This window comes from Escherichia sp. S10b (assembly GCF_028421345.1).
GTDB lineage: Bacteria > Pseudomonadota > Gammaproteobacteria > Enterobacterales > Enterobacteriaceae > ECMA0423.
The window spans coordinates 18768-36366 of the sequence record NZ_JAHZSO010000100.1; the positions used below are offsets into that span (position 1 = coordinate 18768).

General features: G+C 47.2%; 16 protein-coding genes and 1 pseudogene. 11 read left to right on the plus strand and 6 right to left on the minus strand.

The features are described from left to right. The first annotated feature begins 88 nt into the window (after positions 1-88). The 4 genes and pseudogenes from FTE26_RS07945 to FTE26_RS07960 all read left to right on the plus strand — a co-directional run bounded on the left by FTE26_RS07945 (position 89) and on the right by FTE26_RS07960 (position 4944). Positions 89-1412, plus strand: a pseudogene (locus FTE26_RS07945) (PTS sugar transporter subunit IIC). A 27-nt stretch (positions 1413-1439) separates the two neighbouring features. Then, positions 1440-1751 (plus strand): PTS lactose/cellobiose transporter subunit IIA, encoded by a 312-nt coding sequence (locus FTE26_RS07950; RefSeq protein ID WP_001296721.1) that lies wholly within the window; start codon positions 1440-1442, stop codon positions 1749-1751. Between the two features lie 55 nt (positions 1752-1806). Beyond that, positions 1807-3480 carry a carbohydrate porin gene (locus FTE26_RS07955; protein WP_001022772.1) on the plus strand — a complete coding sequence of 558 codons (1674 nt, stop codon included), beginning with the start codon at positions 1807-1809 and terminating at the stop codon, positions 3478-3480. A 24-nt stretch (positions 3481-3504) separates the two neighbouring features. After that, complete coding sequence (locus FTE26_RS07960) at positions 3505-4944, plus strand: 6-phospho-beta-glucosidase (RefSeq protein WP_000012618.1); 1440 nt, start codon at positions 3505-3507, stop codon at positions 4942-4944. A 56-nt stretch (positions 4945-5000) separates the two neighbouring features. Here FTE26_RS07960 and marB read toward each other — a convergent pair whose 3' ends face one another. Genes marB through marR form a run of 3 tightly spaced genes read right to left on the minus strand, consistent with a single transcriptional unit; the run spans position 5001 to position 6088 of the window. Further along, on the minus strand, positions 5001-5219 hold the full coding sequence (gene marB / locus FTE26_RS07965; protein WP_000803659.1) for a multiple antibiotic resistance protein MarB: 219 nt from the start codon (positions 5217-5219) through the stop codon (positions 5001-5003). A 31-nt stretch (positions 5220-5250) separates the two neighbouring features. Beyond that, the gene (marA, locus tag FTE26_RS07970) at positions 5251-5634 is read right to left on the minus strand and encodes an MDR efflux pump AcrAB transcriptional activator MarA (RefSeq protein ID WP_000091199.1); all 384 of its coding nucleotides are present in this window, start codon (positions 5632-5634) and stop codon (positions 5251-5253) included. Between the two features lie 19 nt (positions 5635-5653). Next, entirely contained in the window at positions 5654-6088 is a 435-nt protein-coding gene (gene marR / locus FTE26_RS07975) for a multiple antibiotic resistance transcriptional regulator MarR (RefSeq protein ID WP_000843419.1), read from the minus strand. A gap of 211 nt (positions 6089-6299) precedes the next feature. Here marR and marC point away from each other — a divergent pair, with 211 nt between their 5' ends. Next, the gene (gene marC, locus FTE26_RS07980; protein WP_000885033.1) at positions 6300-6965 is read left to right on the plus strand and encodes an NAAT family transporter MarC; all 666 of its coding nucleotides are present in this window, start codon (positions 6300-6302) and stop codon (positions 6963-6965) included. A gap of 24 nt (positions 6966-6989) precedes the next feature. Here marC and ydeA read toward each other — a convergent pair whose 3' ends face one another. The 3 genes from ydeA to ptrR all read right to left on the minus strand — a co-directional run bounded on the left by ydeA (position 6990) and on the right by ptrR (position 10404). Beyond that, a complete protein-coding gene (ydeA, locus tag FTE26_RS07985; RefSeq protein WP_000210799.1) occupies positions 6990-8180 on the minus strand; it encodes an L-arabinose MFS transporter in 1191 nt (396 codons plus the stop codon). A 149-nt stretch (positions 8181-8329) separates the two neighbouring features. Beyond that, positions 8330-9445 (minus strand): putative protein YneK, encoded by a 1116-nt coding sequence (gene yneK / locus FTE26_RS07990; protein WP_000258608.1) that lies wholly within the window; start codon positions 9443-9445, stop codon positions 8330-8332. A 77-nt stretch (positions 9446-9522) separates the two neighbouring features. Further along, positions 9523-10404 carry a putrescine utilization regulator PtrR gene (gene ptrR / locus FTE26_RS07995; RefSeq protein WP_000366462.1) on the minus strand — a complete coding sequence of 294 codons (882 nt, stop codon included), beginning with the start codon at positions 10402-10404 and terminating at the stop codon, positions 9523-9525. Between the two features lie 100 nt (positions 10405-10504). On the opposite strand from ptrR, the gene sad reads away from it, so the two are divergent. The 6 genes from sad (at position 10505) to FTE26_RS08025 (ending at position 17599) form a co-directional block, all read left to right on the plus strand. After that, entirely contained in the window at positions 10505-11893 is a 1389-nt protein-coding gene (gene sad / locus FTE26_RS08000) for a succinate-semialdehyde dehydrogenase (protein ID WP_001296740.1), read from the plus strand. A 63-nt stretch (positions 11894-11956) separates the two neighbouring features. Then, positions 11957-12883 (plus strand): glutaminase B, encoded by a 927-nt coding sequence (gene glsB / locus FTE26_RS08005; protein ID WP_000257409.1) that lies wholly within the window; start codon positions 11957-11959, stop codon positions 12881-12883. Then, positions 12883-13242: a DUF4186 domain-containing protein gene (locus tag FTE26_RS08010; protein ID WP_001191027.1), complete on the plus strand. Its 360-nt coding sequence runs from the start codon at positions 12883-12885 to the stop codon at positions 13240-13242. Before glsB ends, FTE26_RS08010 begins: the two co-directional genes overlap by 1 nt. Positions 13243-13380: 138 nt before the next feature. Next, positions 13381-14799 (plus strand): sensor domain-containing diguanylate cyclase, encoded by a 1419-nt coding sequence (locus tag FTE26_RS08015; RefSeq protein WP_000558049.1) that lies wholly within the window; start codon positions 13381-13383, stop codon positions 14797-14799. 226 nt (positions 14800-15025) lie between these two features. Continuing rightward, complete coding sequence (gene uxaB, locus FTE26_RS08020; RefSeq protein ID WP_000854624.1) at positions 15026-16477, plus strand: tagaturonate reductase; 1452 nt, start codon at positions 15026-15028, stop codon at positions 16475-16477. Between the two features lie 207 nt (positions 16478-16684). Continuing rightward, a complete protein-coding gene (locus FTE26_RS08025) occupies positions 16685-17599 on the plus strand; it encodes a bestrophin family protein (RefSeq protein ID WP_000637082.1) in 915 nt (304 codons plus the stop codon).

Here is a 17599-nt window from a genome sequence, read left to right on the forward strand (position 1 = left end):
TGAACTAACTTTTCACACATCATAAAATGGATATGGCATACATGCTTTATTGGGATGTATAAATATCCAAAACAACAGGTATAAAAAAATGGGATTAATGGCCTCATTCGAACGTGGAATGGAACGTTTTCTTGTTCCAGTTGCTATCAAGTTAAACTCACAAAAACATGTTGCAGCGGTGAGAGATGGATTCGTTTTTACGTTTCCAATTATCATGGCAAGTTCATTAATTATATTAATTAACTTTGCCATATTATCGCCAGACGGTTTTATTGCCGGATTACTGCATCTGAATAGCATTTTCCCCAACCTTGAAAAAGCACAAGCTATTTTTACTCCGGTAATGAATGGTTCTGTAAATATCATGTCAATTATGATTACTTTCCTGGTCGCCAGGAATATGGCGATTAGCTATGAGCAAGATGATCTTTTATGCGGATTAACGGCAATAGGAGCATTTTTTATTGTTTATACGCCATATCAGATGATAGATGGGCAAGCATTCCTGACGACCAAATATCTCGGCGCGCAGGGGTTGTTTGTTGCTGTTATCGTTGCATTGATCACCAGTGAAATATTTTGTCGCTTAGCTCGAAACCCAAAAATCACCATAACGATGCCGGCAGCTGTACCGCCTGCGGTAGCGCGTTCATTTAAAGTTTTATTGCCAATATTTTTTTGTCATGGTGTTCTTTTCCGCACTTAATTATTGCCTGACACTGATATCCCCGGCAGGACTAAACGATCTTATTTACACATTAATCCAGACGCCGCTCAAACATATGGGAACGAATATCTTTGCGGTAATTATCCTGGGGGCTGTGGGTAATTTCCTGTGGGTGCTGGGGATCCACGGACCTAATACCACATCGGCAATTCGAGAAACCGTTTTTTCTGAGGCTAATCTGGAGAATCTCTCCTGGGCCGCTCAACATGGCACTACCTGGGGCGTGCCATATCCGATTACCTGGACTTCTATTAATGATGCATTCGCCAACTGCGGCGGTTCAGGTATGACGTTGGGGTTATTGTTGGCTATTTTTATCGCTTCTAAGCGTGCGGAATACCGTGATCTGGCAAAAATGTCATTTATCCCCGGTATTTTCAATATCAATGAACCGATAATGTTTGGCCTTCCTATTGTACTTAACCCCATCATGATGGTGCCGTTTATTATGGTTCCCATTGTTAACTGTGCCATTGGTTACTTCTTTGTTTCGATGGAAATTATTCCACCGGTTGCTTATGCCGTGCCCTGGACTACGCCCGGACCTTTAATTGCTTTCCTCGGAACCGGGGGGAACTGGCTGGCTTTACTGGTTAGTTTTTTATGTTTAGGTGTGGCGACAATGATCTATTTACCTTTTGTTATTGCCGCCAACAAAGTCAATAACATGACAACTAACGTATAATTCCATTTACCCAGGAAGGAGATTGTGATGTTTGCAGATGAAGAACTTGTTATGGAGTTACTGGTCAACGCGGGGCAGGCACGTTCTGACGCGATGGAAGCCATACGTTGTGCCGGGCAAAAAGACTGGCAGGGCGCAACTCAGCTAATGGCCAGTTCTGAATCTGCCTGTCTTCAGGCACATAAGATTCAGACCGCATTAATTAGTCAGGATGAAGGCTGTGGCAAAATAAAAGTTAATTTAATTCTGATTCATGCACAGGATCATTTGATGAATGCAATATTATGCCAGGATTTAGCCAGGGAAATTATTTCATTAAGAAAAGAACTCCATGCCTGATTTTTTCCTCCAGTGCGATAGCTGGAGGAAATTATTATACTCTTAAGGATAAGTCATGAATATAAAGACGCTTAACGTCAGCCTTTTGTCTTTTTCTATTATTACAGCATTGTTTCCATTGAACGCGATGGCAACAAAATTAACCATAGAGCAGCGCCTTGAATTGCTTGAAAATGAATTGTCGCAAAATAAACAAGAGCTGAAAGCAACACAGAATGAACTGGGAGTATATAAATCCCGACTTTCGACCTTACAAAAAAGCATCACGGAAAACAAATATAAATCAGCCTCGCTTGCTGAAATATCAGCGACATCTCCCGTCGCTGATAACATCAAAAATGAAAACGGTGAACAGAACTCGTTTACCGCAGCGCATACTATAAATGGATCGCAGCAAGTTGCCGTTATTGAAAGTAAAGGCGACAAAACCACTATCGAAAGCGTGACCCTGAAAGATATCAGTAAATATATAAAGGATGATATTGGGTTCAGCTATCAGGGGTACTTCCGCTCAGGCTGGGGTACTGGTAATCACGGCTCACCACAAACTTATGCAGCGGGTTCTCTGGGACGTTTTGGTAATGAGATGAGCGGTTGGTTTGACCTGACCTTAAATCAGCGTGTTTATAATCAGGACGGTAAAACGGCAAATGCGGTCGTTACCTATGATGGCAACGTGGGTGAGCAGTATAACGATGCCTGGTTTGGTGACAGTGCCAATGAAAATATCATGCAGTTCAGCGATATTTACCTGACAACGCGAGGTTTTTTACCCTTCGCACCAGAGGCAGACTTCTGGGTCGGCAAACATAAACTCCCGCAATATGAGATCCAGATGCTGGACTGGAAAACCTTAACCACGGATGTCGCCGCGGGTGTGGGGATTGAAAACTGGGCACTTGGTGTAGGGCTGTTTGATATGTCCTTAAGCCGTGATGATGTCGATGTTTACTCTCGTGATTTTTCGCGTACCAGCCAGATGAATACCAATTCTGTGGATGTTCGTTATCGCAATATCCCGTTATGGGATGATGCGACATTATCATTAATGGCTAAATATTCCGCACCTAATAAAACGGATCAACAACAAGATAACGAAAATGACAACAGTTATTTTGAAATGAAAGATAGCTGGATGCTGACTTCTGTTTTACGGCAAAACCTGCAACGCGATACGTTTAATGAATTTACGTTACAGGTTGCCAATAATTCCTATGCCAGCAGTTTTGCTAGTTTCTCAGATGCCAGTAATACGATGGCGCATGGTCGCTATTACTATGGTGATCATACCAATGGGATCGCCTGGCGTTTAATCTCTCAGGGCGAGATGTATCTTACTGACAATATTATTATGGCTAACGCGCTTGTCTATTCTCACGGCGAAGATGTTTATAGTTATGAAAGTGGTGCTCATAGTGATTTTGACAGTATTCGCACTGTAATAAGACCGGCCTGGATCTGGAATACATGGAATCAGACGGGGCTTGAATTAGGCTGGTTTAAGCAACAGAACAAAACTCAGCAGGGTGTAACACTAAATGAATCGGCTTATAAAACGACACTCTGGCATGCATTGAAAGTGGGTGAAAGCATTTTAGGTTCACGACCAGAAATTCGCTTCTATGGAACGTATATCAATATTCTGGATAACGAATTATCGAATTTTAAGTTTAATGAGAACAGCAAAGACGAGTTTATGGCCGGCATCCAGGCGGAAGTCTGGTGGTAATCTATTTTAGTTAAGGAGTTGTGTATGTCAGGATTTAAAAAAGGTTTTTTATGGGGCGGTGCGGTAGCCGCGCATCAGTTGGAAGGTGGCTGGAATGAAGGAGGAAAAGGCATCAGCATCGCTGATGTGATGACTGCTGGCGCTCACGGGGTGCCGCGTGAAGTGACAGAAGGCGTTATCGACGGGCTTAATTATCCCAATCATGAAGCAATTGATTTTTATCATCGCTATAAAACAGATATTCAGTTATTTGCCGAGATGGGATTCAAATGCTTTCGAACTTCCATTGCCTGGACACGAATCTTTCCGCAAGGTGACGAACAGGAGCCGAATGAAGAGGGTTTACAATTTTATGATGATCTGTTCGATGAATGCCTTAAGCAGGGAATGGAACCTGTGGTGACGCTTTCACATTTTGAGATGCCTTATCATCTGGTGACAAAATATGGTGGCTGGCGAAACCGTAAACTGATCGACTTTTTTATCCGCTTCGCATCAACGGTCTTCACGCGCTATAAAGAAAAAGTAAAGTACTGGATGACGTTTAACGAAATCAATAATCAGGTGAATTTCAGCGAAAGCCTGTGTCCATTTACTAATTCCGGTATCTTGTATTCGCCAGAGGAAGATATCAATGAGCGCGAACAAATAATGTACCAGGCGGTACATTACGAGTTAGTTGCCAGTGCCCTGGCGGTACAGACTGGAAAATCGATCAATCCTGAATTTAACATTGGCTGTATGATCGCCATGTGTCCCATCTATCCTCTGACGTGTGCACCCAACGATATGATGATGGCCACGAAAGCAATGCATCGTCGTTACTGGTTTACTGATGTTCATGCTCGTGGATATTATCCGCAACATATGCTGAATTACTTTGCCAGGAAAGGATTCAACCTCGATATCACACCAGAAGATAACGCGATTCTTGCCAGTGGTTGTGTCGACTTTATCGGCTTTAGCTACTACATGTCTTTTACGACACAATTTTCGCCCGATAACCCGCAACTGGATTATGTTGAACCACGAGATTTGGTCAGCAACCCTTATATCGATACATCCGAATGGGGATGGCAAATTGATCCGGCAGGGCTACGTTATTCACTCAACTGGTTCTGGGATCATTTCCAGTTGCCGCTGTTTATTGTCGAAAATGGATTTGGTGCGGTTGACCAGAGACAAGCTGACGGCACGGTGAACGATCACTATCGCATTGATTACTTTGCTTCCCATATTCGGGAAATGAAAAAAGCCGTAGTTGAAGATGGTGTTGACTTAATTGGCTACACCCCGTGGGGCTGCATTGACCTGGTTTCTGCCGGAACAGGGGAAATGAAAAAGCGCTACGGAATGATTTATGTCGATAAAGACAACGAAGGGAAGGGAACGCTGGAACGGATACGTAAAGCGTCGTTTTACTGGTATCGGGATCTCATCGCCAACAATGGCGAAAATATTTGAGACTTGAGGAAGATATTACGGAGATGTCAGGCTCTGTGATCAGAGCCTGACAATAACTACATAGCGTGTTGATTATAATAGGGCACGCCGAGCGCATCCGACTTATCACTGCCAGTACCCATGTGATTTAAATCAAACGGTGGTTGTTCCTGCGATGGGGGAACAACCACGACATTGGCACAAGAAGTAACAACTGGCTGCGTGGTTTGTTCCGCAACGCCCTGCGCGGAAAAGAGAATAAGCGCAGCTGCTATTGCGGATGAAAGTGGTTTCATGATTGCCTCAGTGACGTTGTCACGTTATCAACTAGCTGTTGTAATGATTTAATGGATGTAAAAAGCGCGATTCGCCCTGCATATTGGTCATCCGGTATTTATGCGGCGGAACATCAAAGTAATTTTTGAAGGTTCGGGTCAGAGTTTGTTGCGACTCGAAGCCATATCGTTCTGCCAGATAGAGTATCGGCTCGTTACTTTCCTTCAGCTTTTGCGCGATTTCCGTCATCTTACGGCTGCGGATGTATTGGCCTAATGAATGACCGGTTTCTTTTTTAAACATCCGTTGCAGGTGCCATTTAGAGTAACCTGAACGCTCTGACACTTTCTCCAGTGACAGTGGCGATTCCAGGTTGTCCTCGATCCAGTCCAAAATGCTATGAATGGTAATAGCGTCAGTATTGCGTCTGGACATCGTCATACCTCTTTTTTGTTTACGGCAGGACTTTCTTAAGCAAATGCTCAAGTGTTGCCACTTCGTCCGCCGTCAGGTTTTTTGTTAATTCTTGGTGCAGGTCCTGGCCAACTAATTGATGGCATTGTTCACATATTGCCGCGCCGCTGGTGGTAAGTTTTACCAGTACGCCGCGCTTATCATTCGGGTTCGGCAACCTTTCAACCCAGCCTTTACAGACCAGGCGATCCAGCATACGGGTGAGTGCTCCCAGGTCGACCGACAACACTTTTTTCAGTTCAACCGGAGTAATACACGCCGCGCAGCGGATAGAGCAGAGCACCTTAAACTGTGCCGCGGTAATATCCAGCGGAGACAGATACTCGTTAAGCAGACGATCTTTCTTCTGATTAACCATATGGATTAAGCGACCCAATGGAATAATTTCATTGAACAGATCGCTGGTACTTTTCACATTAGTTGCCCTGGCAAGTAATTAGTTGCAGGGGATAATATTGCCCAGGCAAGTATAAGTCAAATAAATGAATTGACCGATGCCACGTTTTGCTAAATCGGTTCAAGTTTTGGTCAATGCGATGCAAGGTTAGCTAAAGAGTGACACTTTATCCTTGTTTACCCCTTATACTTTTCGCTGATAACCCAGATACACAGGATAACAACCACCAATGTTAGATTTGTTTAAAGCAATTGGCCTGGGGCTGGTGGTGTTACTGCCGTTAGCTAACCCATTAACAACTGTCGCGTTATTTCTTGGCCTGGCAGGCAACATGAACAGTGCCGAACGTAATCGTCAGTCGTTGATGGCCTCGGTGTACGTATTTGCCATCATGATGGTGGCGTATTACGCCGGGCAACTGGTGATGGATACATTTGGCATTTCGATTCCCGGTCTGCGAATTGCAGGCGGCTTAATCGTCGCGTTTATCGGTTTTCGGATGCTCTTTCCGCAACAGAAAGCGATTGATTCACCGGAGGCGAAAAGCAAGTCGGAAGAGCTGGAAGATGAACCCAGTGCCAATATTGCCTTTGTGCCGCTAGCAATGCCAAGTACCGCTGGTCCGGGAACCATAGCGATGATTATTAGCTCGGCGTCCACAGTGCGTCAGAGTTCAACCTTCGCTGATTGGGTACTGATGGTTGCGCCGCCGCTGATCTTTTTCCTGGTGGCGGTTATTTTGTGGGGAAGCCTACGCAGCTCCGGCGCAATTATGCGGCTGGTGGGCAAGGGTGGCATTGAAGCGATCTCCCGTCTGATGGGATTCCTGCTGGTATGTATGGGTGTGCAGTTTATTATTAACGGCATCCTGGAAATCATTAAAACGTACCATTAAAAAAGGCCCGAATGGGCCTTTCAACTATTGCGTCTGTTCTTCGAGTGTCACTGGCCAGCGGCGAAATATAATGATTGACCAAATTAACGCGGCAAAAGCAGGCACCGCGCCCACATAACCAATCATCGACATTGACCAGTGCAAACTCACCTGATTACCTACCAACGCACCCGCCCCGATTCCAATATTAAATATGCCGGAGAATAGCGCCATCGCGACGTCGGTAGCATCTGGTGCCAGCGCCAGCACTTTAACCTGCATACCAAGCCCGATGATCATCATCGCGATCCCCCAGAAAATACTCAGCACCCCGAGGTGTATTTCACTGTTCGCCGCAGGTAACAGCAATGCCAGGCACACCAGCAACAGCGCAATCGCCGTACTCACCAACGCAGACGCATACTGATTACCCAGTTTACCGAAAATCACGCTGCCAATAATGCCCGCACCACCGAGTAATAACAGTAATGCCGTGGCAAAGTTGGCGCTGAATCCCGCAATGTTTTGTACAAAAGGCTCGATATAGCTGTATGCCGTGTAATGGGCGGTGACAACCACCACAGTTAACAAATAAATGCTCATCAATGCCGGGCGGCGGAACAATAGCGGGAGGCTTTTCAATGAACCGGAATGCTCACTGGGCAGTAAGGGAAGTAACTTAATCAGGCACAAAAGGGTGATAAGCGCCCCAATACCAATCGCGAAGAAGGTCATTCGCCAACCGAAATACTGGCCCACAATGCGCCCGAGAGGTAAACCTAAGACCATCGCCAGTGCTGTACCGGTGGCAATTAAACTCAATGCCTGTGCTCGCTTCCCGGCCGGAGCCATACGGATCGCCAGAGACGCCGTAATCGACCAGAAAATTGCATGCGCAAAAGCCACACCAATGCGACTGATCACCAGAACGGTAAAGCTCCACGATAAAAACGACAGTACATGGCTGGCAATAAACACCACAAACAGGCAGATCAGTAATTTGCGCCGTTCAACCTGGCTGGTCATTAACATAAAAGGCAATGACATTAGCGCCACTACCCATGCATAAATGGTCAACATAATGCCGACCTGAGCGGTTTGCATGTGAAAACTTTGCGCAATGTCAGAGAGCAGGCCAACAGGGACAAATTCGGTGGTGTTGAAGATGAAGGCGGCGACTGCCAGCGTAACGACCCGTAGCCACGCCACTTTGCGGGAAACAGTGTTTGTTGTCATAACAGATTATCGGGTGAGTTGCGAAAAAGTGATGAAATGATCTTAAAACGGTTAATGATGTGAATACAATGCATTTGTGATCTGGATCGCGTTTTCCGTTTCTCTGACGCTGATTCTGTTCCGCGTCAGAGAGTCGGTAACATCACGGTTTAATGACGTTCAGGGAGGTCTGGCGTTTTGGAGGTTGCGGGTATAGGTGGTCTGACAGGGGAGCGAGGCCTGTTTTTCACCAGGTCTTCGTGAGTAACTTTTGGCGGTGTTTCATTTTTTACAAACAGTTCGAGGGTCCTGCGCGCCATATGTTTGATAATTTTATCATCACTTAATGATGCTGGCATCAACACGCCATTCAAATCACTTTCATTGGGATTCATAAATTGGTGATAGTGCAATAACATATTGGCGAAAAAGAAAAACAAGTCCTGAAAATGAGGAGATTCTTGTTCTGCTAAAAGGGATAAAAAGCAGATGCAGACTTCGGGTAGTACATGTTTGTTAGAACCTAATGAATCCATCAGGCTTTGCAATAAATCCTCTTTTAATTCGCTGTCCGTTATGTCGAGAATGGCGGTGATCAAGTTAGGATCTTTATTGACGAACCATCTGTGAACCTCAGAGTTATTCCATAATCGGGGGAGTATGACAAAATTACCGCGAGAGATAAAATTCAGGACCAGCAAATCAAACTGGCGTAAGTAATCTGCAGCGGTATGGTGATCCGGAGGCAGGGGTTCAATATGTGGTGTATGCGCTCTTTTGATGGGAACGCCAGGGTTGATCATTGGAAATTGTTCAATAAAATCATTCAAAAACAGAAAGAGCACACGCTCGACGCCGGTCTGAAATACGCGCCCCATAGTGACAGGCTTTGGGTTGGGAGCGCAAAAAATATTAATTTCTCCATCATGGCGAAAATTATCTAAATAAATAGGGCTTAAATTTATTACTACCTGAAATTCAATATTTTCTTTGTGTCTTCCATTCTTGACGGGATAAGTGAGTTTAAACTGAACCTTTTCATTGTATAGTGTGTCGTTACCCCGAAAAGAAGTCCTCTGAATATATGATAAGTTATCAAGGTTGTTAAATATCTTTTTTGTGGCTGAGTTGATGTTTAAAAACGTGCGCCACTCTTCATCACATATTATGGTACTGAGTGCATCAATAAAATCCTTTAAAACTTCTTTTACCTGAGGTGCAATATTACGAGCGGGAAAATTATCAGGAAGAGATATGTAATTGCTGATGCTTACTGGCGTAACCATATTTGCCCCATATAGTCATAAGTCATCGGAACATCACTATATAGGGCATTTGAGCTGCAAGAACTATCAAAAATAGCTCATTGGTAACCCTGTTTTGCCGAGTCAGGAACATCCAGTAGTTGAATAAATGCCTCAAGCGGAAGCGTTTTCGCACCACGACGCCAGACCAGCCAGGTTGTTAACCAACGCCATTGCTCAGCTAACGGCCACGCTTCAACCTGGTGATGCCCCGGCATACTTTCCAGCATAGAGCGTGGAATAAGCGCAATGCCTGCTCCTGCGACCACACAGGCCAACATCCCGTGATACGACTCCATCTCGTGAATAGTTCCCGGAGCGGCACCGTCAGCATGAAACCAGCTCTCGAAGTGGCGACGATACGAACAATTGGCGCGGAAGGCATAAATGTTACTGCCGTTAACCTGACTGGCGCGGATTACTGGCGCATGACCTTGTGGCGTGACGATCATCAGCTCCTCGCGGTATACCGGTATCCCGTCAATGGCAGTATGGTTAATGGGCCCATCAATAAATGCCGCATTCAGTTTTCCCTCCAGCACTCCTTCCAGCATAGTGCCGGAAGGGCCGGTGGAAAGTGAAAACTGAATTTTGGGATAACGATGGTTGAATTCCGCCAGCGTGGCCGGAATGCGCACTGCTGCGGTGCTTTCCAGCGAACCAAGAGAAAATAAACCTTGCGGCTCATCGCCAGCGACAACGCTCCGCGCTTCATCCACTAACGCGAGAATTTGTTGGCTATAGCGTAAAAAGTTATGCCCGGCAGGAGAGAGACGTAAACGCTGATTCTCGCGAATAAACAGATCTACCCCCAGTTCTGTTTCCAGCTGGCGTAGACGGGTAGTGAGATTCGACGGCACGCGATGCACTATTGCTGCTGCCTGGGTTATGCTGCCAGCTTCGGCAACCGCGTTGAACATCTCCAGTTGTGTCAGATCCATAATATTCTCGATTCGTGAATAAGTGGCTTAATATTATTCATTTTAAAGCAAGAGTAAATCTGCGTATCTTCATACCATGACTCATAAAGGAGATACCCCGATGACCATTACTCCGGCAACTCATGCAATTTCAATAAATCCTGCCACGGGTGAACAACTTTCTGTGCTGCCGTGGGCTGGCGCTAACGATATCGAAAACGCACTTCAGCTGGCGGCAGCAGGCTTTCGCGACTGGCGCGAGACAAATATAGATTATCGTGCTGAAAAACTGCGTGGTATCGGTAAGGCTCTGCGCGCCCGTAGCGAAGAAATGGCGCAAATGATCACCCGTGAAATGGGCAAACCAATCAATCAGGCGCGCGCTGAAGTGGCGAAATCGGCGAATTTGTGTGACTGGTATGCAGAACATGGTCCGGCAATGCTGAAGGCGGAACCTACGCTGGTGGAAAATCAGCAGGCAGTTATTGAGTATCGACCGTTGGGGACGATTCTGGCGATTATGCCGTGGAACTTTCCGTTATGGCAGGTGATGCGTGGCGCGGTTCCCATCATTCTTGCAGGTAACGGCTACTTACTTAAACATGCGCCGAATGTGATGGGCTGTGCTCAGCTCATTGCCCAGGTGTTTAAAGATGCGGGAATCCCGCAAGGCGTATATGGCTGGCTGAATGCCGACAACGACGGTGTCAGTCAAATGATTAAAGATTCGCGCATTGCTGCTGTCACGGTGACCGGAAGTGTTCGTGCGGGAGCGGCTATTGGCGCACAGGCTGGAGCGGCACTGAAAAAATGCGTACTGGAACTGGGCGGTTCGGATCCATTTATTGTGCTTAACGATGCCGATCTGGAACTGGCGGTTAAAGCGGCGGTAGCCGGACGTTATCAGAATACCGGACAGGTTTGTGCAGCGGCAAAACGCTTTATTATCGAAGAGGGAATTGCTTCTGCATTTACCGAACGTTTTGTGGCAGCTGCGGCAGCCTTGAAAATGGGCGATCCCCGTGATGAAGAGAACGCTCTCGGACCAATGGCTCGTTTTGATTTACGTGATGAGCTGCATCATCAGGTGGAGAAAACCCTGGCGCAGGGTGCGCGTTTGTTACTGGGCGGGGAAAAGATGGCTGGGGCAGGTAACTACTATCCGCCAACGGTTCTGGCGAATGTTACCCCAGAAATGACCGCGTTTCGGGAAGAAATGTTTGGCCCTGTTGCGGCAATCACCGTTGCGAAAGATGCAGAACATGCGCTGGAACTGGCTAATGATAGTGAGTTCGGCCTTTCAGCGACCATTTTTACCACCGACGAAACACAGGCCAGACAGATGGCGGCACGTCTGGAATGCGGTGGGGTGTTTATCAATGGTTATTGTGCCAGCGACGCGCGAGTGGCCTTTGGTGGCGTGAAAAAGAGTGGCTTTGGTCGTGAGCTTTCCCATTTCGGCTTACACGAATTCTGTAATATCCAGACGGTGTGGAAAGACCGGATCTGACGCGACATATTCAGCTCTGATATACTCGCAGGTCTTTTCAGACCTGCGGTCCAGGAGTAGAAAGTGGCAGTCGCCATGGATAATGCAATTTTAGAAAACATCTTGCGGCAAGTGCGGCCGCTCATTGGTCAGGGTAAAGTCGCGGATTATATTCCGGCGCTGGCTACAGTAGACGGTTCCCGATTGGGGATTGCTATCTGTACCGTTGACGGACAGCTTTTTCAGGCCGGAGACGCGCAAGAACGTTTTTCCATTCAGTCTATTTCCAAAGTGCTGAGTCTCGTTGTCGCCATGCGTCATTACTCCGAAGAGGAAATCTGGCAACGCGTCGGCAAAGATCCGTCTGGATCACCGTTCAATTCTTTAGTGCAACTGGAAATGGAACAGGGTATTCCGCGTAATCCGTTCATTAATGCCGGTGCGCTGGTGGTCTGCGATATGTTGCAAGGGCGACTAAGCGCACCACGGCAACGTATGCTGGAAGTCGTGCGCGGCTTAAGCGGTGTGTCTGATATTTCATACGATACGGTGGTAGCGCGTTCCGAATTTGAACATTCCGCGCGAAATGCGGCTATCGCCTGGCTGATGAAGTCGTTTGGCAATTTCCATCATGACGTGACAACCGTTCTGCAAAACTACTTTCATTACTGCGCTCTGAAAATGAGCTGTGTAGAGCTGGCCCGGACGTTTGTCTTTCTGGCTAATCAGGGGAAAGCTATTCATATTGATGAACCTGTGGTGACGCCAATGCAGGCGCGGCAAATTAACGCGCTGATGGCGACCAGTGGTATGTACCAGAACGCGGGGGAGTTTGCCTGGCGGGTGGGACTACCGGCGAAATCTGGCGTTGGTGGCGGTATTGTGGCGATTGTTCCGCATGAAATGGCCATCGCTGTCTGGAGTCCGGAACTGGATGATGCAGGTAACTCGCTTGCGGGTATTGCCGTCCTTGAACAATTGACGAAACAGTTAGGGCGTTCGGTTTATTAATGCAGTCTCTCGATCCACTCTTCGCGCGTTTATCCCGTTCAAAATTTCGCTCTCGCTTTCGTCTGGGCATGAAAGAGCGTCAGTATTGCCTGGAGAAAGGCGCGCCAGTCATCGAACAACATGCGGCGGATTTTGTCGCTAAACGTCTTGCTCCGGCATTACCGGCTAATGACGGTAAGCAAACCCCCATGCGCGGGCATCCGGTGTTTATCGCTCAGCACGCCACCGCGACCTGCTGTCGCGGTTGTCTGGCTAAGTGGCATAACATTCCGCAGGGTGTTTCGTTAAGCGAAGAACAACAACGTTATATCGTGGCGGTAATCTATCACTGGCTGGTTGTACAGATGAATCAGCCATGAGAATTGCGGAAAACGATAAAATAGCATTCCCAGGGTACCTTTATTTGCCGCCGCTGTTAGCGAACATGCTATCCTTTATGAGAATTTACTTATTACGTTGAGATAATTGCCACCAGCAATTGTATGGACAGATAATTAATGCATGTACACCCCATTTCAACTTTCCGTTTGTTCCAGGAAGGTCATCTGCTACGTAATAGCATCGCTATTTTTGCGCTAACCACGCTGTTCTATTTTATTGGTGCAGAGTTACGGCTGGTTCACGAACTTTCTCTTTTCTGGCCGCTGAATGGCGTAATGGCGGGGGTGTTTGCCCGCTATGTCTGGCTTAATCGACTGCATTACTATGCGATCAGTTATGTGGCGATGCTGGTTTATGATGCCATAACCACCGAATGGGGACTGGTTTCACTGGTTATCAATTTCTCCAATATGATGTTTATTGTTACCGTCGCCTTACTGGTCGTGCGGGATAAGCGTCTGGGGAAAAATAAGTATGAGCCAGTAAGTGCCTTACGGCTATTTAATTACTGTCTGATTGCCGCATTATTATGCGCTATTGTCGGGGCGATTGGTTCGGTCAGTATTGATAGTCTGGATTTCTGGCCTTTGCTTGCGGACTGGTTCAGTGAGCAATTCTCAACGGGCGTTTTGATCGTGCCTTGTATGCTGACGTTGGCTATTCCTGGAGTGCTGCCGCGCTTTAAAGCAGAACAGATGATGCCCGCCATCGCGCTTATTGTGTCGGTTATTGCCTCGGTAGTCATTGGCGGAGCGGGGAGTCTGGCGTTCCCGCTGCCTGCATTAATCTGGTGTGCAGTGCGCTATACGCCGCAGGTAACATGTCTGTTGACCTTTGTCACCGGTGCGGTGGAAATCGTACTGGTGGCAAATTCGGTGATTGATATCTCGGTCGGTTCGCCGTTCTCCATTCCGGAAATGTTCTCCGCACGTCTCGGTATTGCCACGATGGCGATATGCCCAATTATGGTTTCTTTTAGCGTGGCAGCGATCAATTCGCTAATGAAGCAAGTTGCGCTGCGAGCCGACTTTGATTATCTGACTCAGGTTTACTCACGGTCCGGTCTTTATGAGGCGCTGAAAAGTCCATCGCTGAAACAGACACAACATCTGACGGTCATGCTGCTTGATATTGACTATTTCAAAAGCATTAACGATAACTATGGACATGAATGTGGCGATAAAGTGTTAAGCGTGTTTGCCCTGCATATTCAGAAGATTGTCGGTGATAAGGGGCTGGTGGCGCGCATGGGCGGCGAAGAATTTGCTGTTGCAGTGCCGTCGGTGAATCCTGTCGATGGTCTGCTAATGGCGGAAAAAATCCGTAAAGGCGTTGAACTGCAACCATTCACCTGGCAACAAAAAACGCTTTATCTCACGGTAAGTATTGGCGTCGGTAGTGGTCGCGCATCGTACCGAACGCTGACCGATGATTTTAATAAATTGATGGTCGAAGCCGATACGTGTCTGTATCGCTCGAAGAAAGATGGGCGCAACCGTACCAGCACTATGCGTTACGGTGAGGAAGTTGTCTGACATCTTTATTCATTCCGCGCGATTTGAATGCAATGTGTTCTACCACTTTATGATCCAGGAAAAGGCGTATTTCCTCGATTAAACCATGATCCGCGCCACACTTTTCTCATAAAACTGCTCATTAATCATCAGGAGTTGATCAAAACAGGGGTTCGGCGTATTAAAGTTTGCTAACCTGTCGTACCAATTCAAACAGGTTGTATGACTAATCAGAAGGGAACCCATTGTGAAAACACTAAATCGTCGCGATTTTCCCGGTGCACAGTATCCAGAACGTATCATTCAGTTTGGTGAAGGTAACTTCCTGCGCGCCTTTGTTGACTGGCAAATCGATCTCCTGAATGAGCACACCGATCTGAATTCTGGCGTGGTCGTTGTTCGTCCGATTGAAACTTCATTCCCGCCGTCACTGAGCACGCAGGATGGTCTGTACACCACCATTATCCGTGGCCTGAATGAGAAGGGGGAAGCGGTCAGCGACGCGCGTCTGATTCGCTCTGTTAATCGTGAAATCAGCGTCTACAGTGAATACGATGAATTCCTGAAACTGGCGCACAATCCGGAAATGCGCTTTGTTTTCTCTAACACCACCGAAGCGGGTATCAGCTACCATGCGGGCGATAAATTCGATGACGCGCCAGCGGTAAGCTATCCCGCAAAACTGACCCGTCTGCTGTTCGAACGTTTTAGCCATTTCAACGGTGCGCTGGATAAAGGTTGGATCATCATCCCGTGTGAGTTGATCGACTACAATGGCGACGCGTTGCGTGAACTGGTGCTGCGCTATGCTCAAGAGTGGGCACTGCCAGAAGCATTTATTCAATGGTTGGATCAGGCTAACAGCTTCTGTTCTACGCTGGTGGACCGTATCGTTACCGGTTATCCGCGCGATGAAGTGGCTAAACTGGAAGAAGAACTGGGTTATCACGATGGTTTCCTCGACACCGCTGAACACTTTTACCTGTTTGTGATTCAGGGGCCGAAATCCTTAGCGACTGAACTGCGTCTGGACAAATATCCGCTCAACGTGCTGATTGTTGACGATATTAAACCGTACAAAGAACGCAAAGTGGCAATCCTCAACGGTGCGCACACCGCGCTGGTGCCGGTGGCGTTCCAGGCAGGGCTGGATACCGTAGGTGAAGCGATGAACGATGCTGAAATTTGCGCATTCGTTGAAAAAGCTATCTACGAAGAAATTATTCCGGTACTGGATTTGCCTCGTGATGAACTGGAATCTTTCGCCAGTGCAGTCACCGGGCGTTTCCGTAACCCGTACATTAAGCATCAGCTGCTGTCTATCGCGCTCAACGGTATGACCAAGTTCCGCACTCGCATCCTGCCGCAGCTGCTGGCAGGGCAGAAGGCAAAAGGCACACTTCCGGCGCGCCTTACTTTCGCATTAGCGGCATTGATTGCCTTCTATCGTGGTGAGCGTAACGGAGAAACATATCCGGTACAGGACGATGCACACTGGCTGGAACGTTATCAGCAACTCTGGAGCCAGCATCGTGACCGTGTTATCGGTACCCAGGAACTGGTAGCGATTGTGTTGGCAGAAAAAGACCACTGGGAGCAGGACCTGACGCAAGTGCCTGGTCTGGTCGAGCAGGTTGCTAATGACCTGGATGCGATTCTTGAAAAAGGGATGCGCGAAGCTGTACGTCCGTTGTGCTAATAACACCGTTACTTCTGAACCCGGTTTCGACCGGGTTTCTTATTTCACTATATTAGTTACAACATCCTATGTGCCTTTATCATTAACAGATGCCACATGCAGCGCCTGTTAATGTTGTTAAGCTTGTAGGTAATTTGTAAGTAGTGTCTTGAGAATGTGATCGTAATCACGTTTAATAGGGCGACTTTTTCACGCCTGAAGATAACCATGATTGTTCGTCCACAACAACACTGGCTGCGCCGTATTTTTGTCTGGCACGGCTCAGTATTATCCAAGATATCATCGCGCTTACTACTCAATTTTCTCTTTTCTATCGCTGTTATTTTCATGCTGCCCTGGTACACGCATCTGGGCATCAAATTCACCCTCGCACCGTTCAGCATTCTCGGTGTCGCCATCGCCATTTTTCTTGGTTTTCGTAATAATGCCGGGTACGCCCGTTACGTTGAAGCGCGAAAACTTTGGGGGCAGTTGATGATTGCCTCACGGTCGTTACTGCGCGAGGTAAAAACGACATTGCCGGATTCGGCAAGTGTAAGGGAGTTTGCCCGGTTGCAAATCGCCTTCGCCCACTGTTTACGCATGACATTACGCAAACAGCCACAGGCGGAAGTGCTGGCTCATTATCTCAAGACTGAAGATCTTCAGCCTGTACTGGCTTCGAACTCTCCAGCTAACCGTATCTTGTTAATAATGGGGGAGTGGTTGGCGGTTCAGCGCCGCAATGGGCAGCTTTCAGATATCCTGTTTATTAGCCTCAACGATCGGCTTAATGATATTTCAGCGGTCCTGGCAGGATGCGAGCGCATTGCCTATACGCCAATTCCCTTTGCCTACACCCTGATTTTGCATCGTACCGTTTATCTGTTTTGTATCATGCTGCCGTTCGCGCTGGTCGTGGACCTGCATTACATGACGCCTTTTATCTCTGTGCTGATTTCCTACACTTTTATTTCGCTGGATTGTCTGGCGGAAGAACTGGAAGATCCGTTCGGTACTGAAAACAATGATTTACCGCTGGATGCCATCTGCAACGCTATTGAAATTGACCTGTTACAGATGAACGATGAAGCCGAAATTCCAGCAAAAATTCTTCCCGATCGTCATTACCAGCTGACGTGA

Excerpts from the sequence above, each read along its gene's own strand:
- FTE26_RS07950 (WP_001296721.1), top strand. The coding sequence starts at position 1,440 with ATGTTTGCAGATGAAGAACTTGTTATGGAGTTACTGGTCAACGCGGGG.
- FTE26_RS07955 (WP_001022772.1), top strand. The coding sequence starts at position 1,807 with ATGAATATAAAGACGCTTAACGTCAGCCTTTTGTCTTTTTCTATTATT.
- FTE26_RS07960 (WP_000012618.1), top strand. The coding sequence starts at position 3,505 with ATGTCAGGATTTAAAAAAGGTTTTTTATGGGGCGGTGCGGTAGCCGCG.
- marB (WP_000803659.1), bottom strand. The coding sequence starts at position 5,219 with ATGAAACCACTTTCATCCGCAATAGCAGCTGCGCTTATTCTCTTTTCC.
- marA (WP_000091199.1), bottom strand. The coding sequence starts at position 5,634 with ATGTCCAGACGCAATACTGACGCTATTACCATTCATAGCATTTTGGAC.
- marC (WP_000885033.1), top strand. The coding sequence starts at position 6,300 with ATGTTAGATTTGTTTAAAGCAATTGGCCTGGGGCTGGTGGTGTTACTG.
- ydeA (WP_000210799.1), bottom strand. The coding sequence starts at position 8,180 with ATGACAACAAACACTGTTTCCCGCAAAGTGGCGTGGCTACGGGTCGTT.
- yneK (WP_000258608.1), bottom strand. The coding sequence starts at position 9,445 with ATGGTTACGCCAGTAAGCATCAGCAATTACATATCTCTTCCTGATAAT.
- ptrR (WP_000366462.1), bottom strand. The coding sequence starts at position 10,404 with ATGGATCTGACACAACTGGAGATGTTCAACGCGGTTGCCGAAGCTGGC.
- sad (WP_001296740.1), top strand. The coding sequence starts at position 10,505 with ATGACCATTACTCCGGCAACTCATGCAATTTCAATAAATCCTGCCACG.
- FTE26_RS08010 (WP_001191027.1), top strand. The coding sequence starts at position 12,883 with ATGCAGTCTCTCGATCCACTCTTCGCGCGTTTATCCCGTTCAAAATTT.
- FTE26_RS08015 (WP_000558049.1), top strand. The coding sequence starts at position 13,381 with ATGCATGTACACCCCATTTCAACTTTCCGTTTGTTCCAGGAAGGTCAT.
- FTE26_RS08025 (WP_000637082.1), top strand. The coding sequence starts at position 16,685 with ATGATTGTTCGTCCACAACAACACTGGCTGCGCCGTATTTTTGTCTGG.